The sequence below is a fragment of the Actinomycetota bacterium genome (assembly GCA_036280995.1).
In the GTDB taxonomy this organism is placed as follows: Bacteria; Actinomycetota; CALGFH01; order CALGFH01; family CALGFH01; genus CALGFH01.
Genome location: DASUPQ010000098.1, coordinates 1 through 2,896, shown reverse-complemented (window position 1 = coordinate 2,896; position 2,896 = coordinate 1). Strand labels below are relative to the sequence as shown.

The following is a 2,896-nucleotide window of genomic DNA, read 5'->3' as shown; positions in this document are numbered from 1 at the left end:
CAGGACCAGCAGGGCCACGGCCAGGCCGGCCCGGACCAGCGGGCGCTCCAGCCAGCCCTGGTCGGCGCCGGCGCCGGCCAGCGGGTCGGACTCGCCGGGCACGTCGGGCTCGGGCGCCTGCGGGTTGGGGGTGGGCTGCTGCTCCGGGGTGGTGGTGTCCGGCTGGGCGGCCTCGCCCTCCGCGTCGGCCGGCACCCGGCCGGCCGGGGTGGTGTAGATGGGGAGCGTGACCGTGCCGTCGGCCCTCGGGGTCGGCTCGAACGGCACCCAGCCGGCCTCCGGGAACCACAGCTCCGGCCAGGCGTGGGCGTCGTGGGTGGTGACCTGGAGCCAGGTGTTGTCGACGATCTCGCCGGAGGTGAAGCCGACGGCCACCCGCGAGGGGACGCCGACCTGGCGGGCCATCATGGCCATGGCGATGGCGAACTGCTCGCAGTAGCCCTCGCGGACCTCGGTCAGGAAGCGCCGCAGCTGGTTGGCGCCGGGGGCCGACAGCGCGGGCACGTCCAGGTTGTAGCGGAACTCCTTGCCGCGCAGGTAGTCCTGGATGGCCAGGGCCTGCTCGAAGGGGGTGTCGGCGTTCTTGCCCTCGACCACGGCCTGGGCGATGGCCCGCACGTCCCGGTCGAGGGTGCCCGTCTCGGTGTAGGGCTTCATCGCCGGGTAGTCGTCGTAGTCCACGGGCCCGTCCAGGTCGCCGGCCTGGATGTCGGGGACCTGGGAGACGACGGTGTAGGTGAACCCCTCCCGGAGCCGCCGGTTGAGGGTCAGGCTGGCGAAGGTCTCATTCGCCAGCACCGGCCGGCCGGCCTCGACCTGGACCGGGTTGGTCACCGCCGGCAGCCAGAACGAGCCCAGCTCCTGGATCTCGACCTCCTGGCGGACCTGGGTCACCGGCAGGTCCGGGTCCTGCTGGCCCGGGATCGGGCCCTGGAACTCGACCAGGCCGGCCCGGGGGTCGCTGGAGGCGGCGAAGTCGGTGCCGTCGAAGCGGTCGTAGACCATCAGCCGCCAGCGCTCACGCCCGGTGCTCCGGGCCCGGAACACGGGGACGTTCTCCGGGGCGGTCAGCCGGGTCCGCAGCGACACGAACGGGTTGAGGGCGATGCCGGTGTCGGAGCCGGTGCTCTCCTTGAGGTCGAGCACGGCCTGCTGGCCGTAGCCGGGCAGCAGCCAGGGCACGGTGAGGGCGCACAGCCCGGCGGCCAGGGCCAGCCAGCGGCCGGTCTGGGCGGCCGGGGTCATCGGCAGCCGCCAGCCCGCCCCGGGCCGGCTGCGGGCGTGCGACACCCAGCGGCCCCAGGTGGCCAGCCGCGCCCGCCCCTCGAACAGCAGCATCCCGGCCGCCCCACCCAGGAACCAGGCCGTGTACCAGGCGGGGCTGGTGGGCCGGATGACGGCCGGGAACACGAACAGCCCCAGGGCGGGGACCAGGGCCAGCAGCGGCTGGCGGGCCCGGAAGGCGAGCCCGTCGGCGGCGGTGGCCACCGCCCAGGCGCCGGCGCAGGTGAGCAGCAGGAACCCGGTCGTCACCTGGACCGGGGCCGCCTGCTCGCTGACCTCGGCCAGCCCCGTCGAGGCCGCCGTGGCCATCGCCGACAGCGTCTCGCCGGTGGGGACGACCAGCAGCAGCGTGTCCGGGAAGAGCAGGATCCCGCCGACGACCAGGAAGCCGGCCCCCATCGCGGCCAGCGACAGCACCTGGCCGACGCCCAGGCGGCGCAGCAGCGCGGCCAGGCCGAGGGCGGCGGCCATGGTCAGCCAGGTCGGGACCAGCCAGGAGTTGCCGGCGTACAGCCGGCTGAGCGACAGCGAGGCGCCGGCCAGCAGGCCGGCCAGCGCTAGCGCCTGTGCGTAGTCAGTGTTGCGCGCCCCAGGGGCGCTGTCAGTCGTCGCCATGGGTCGTCCAGGGGTTGGGTTCGGGAGAGCATCGCGGTCCGCCACCCGGCCCGGTCGAGCAGGGTGGCGATGCCGGCCGCCTGGGCGTCGGCGGCGGCCACCTCGCGGGCGGCCAGCCCCAGCCAGCTGTCGGTGCGGACCAGCAGGCCGAGGGCGCCGCCGAAGCCGAGCCGGCAGCGGGCCAGGGCGGCCGCCTCGTCGGAGGAGGGGACGCCGAGCACGGCCACCAGCAGCCCCTCGCCGGCCGTCCGGGCCAGCTGGTTGGCCATCGGCACCAGCGACGGGGTCGAGGTCGGCTCGACGCTGGCCAGGAAGTCGAGCACGGCCGTGGCCTGGTCGGCCAGGCCGGCCGGGCTCACCCTTCGCCCGTCGTCGGCCACCAGGGCGAGCTCGTAGCCGGAGCGGCCCAGGCGCAGGGCGATCGAGGCGGCCGCCGACACCGCCCGCTCGAACGAGGCCCGGCCCCCCTGGCCGCGGTGGGCGGCCAGGCGCAGGTCGATGGCGATCACGGCCCTGGCCTGCCAGGGACGCTCCTCCTGGCGGATCATGAGCTGGCCCCGCTTGGCCGACGACCGCCAGTGGACCTTGCGCAGGTCGTCGCCGTCGCGGTACTCGCGGGTGGTGTAGAACTCGTCGCCCTGGGAGAACAGGTAGCGGACCTTGGTCGCGGCCGACGAGGCCAGCTCCCCGCCCAGGCCGGGCGGGGTCAGCGGCTCGACCCGCGGGTGGACGATCACGTCCGAGGTGCCGGCCAGCTCCGAGGTGACCTGGGCCAGCCCGAACGGGTCGGCCAGGCGGACGGCCAGCGGCCCGATCGAGTAGCGGCCCCGGGACGCCGCCCGCAGCTCGTAGTGGAGCAGCTCCCGGTCACCCCCGGGGATCCCGGGGACGACGAAGCGGGCCCCGGGGCCGAGCTGGTAGGGGAGGCGGTCCTCGAGCAGCAGCACGCCCGTCTCCAGCCGGGCCGGGTTGTCGAGGCGCACGGTGACGGCGATCC

General features: G+C 75.7%; 2 protein-coding genes. Both read right to left on the bottom strand.

Annotated elements, in window-relative coordinates; genetic code table 11:
- Positions 1 to 1,899 (bottom strand): DUF3488 and transglutaminase-like domain-containing protein (locus tag VF468_02830; GenBank protein HEX5877246.1); only part of this gene is annotated, 1,899 nt, incomplete at its 3' end.
- Positions 1,842 to 2,896, bottom strand: a 1,055-nt coding sequence (locus VF468_02825; protein HEX5877245.1) for a DUF58 domain-containing protein, incomplete at its 5' end; no start/stop codon positions are given. The genes VF468_02825 and VF468_02830, both read right to left, overlap by 58 nt.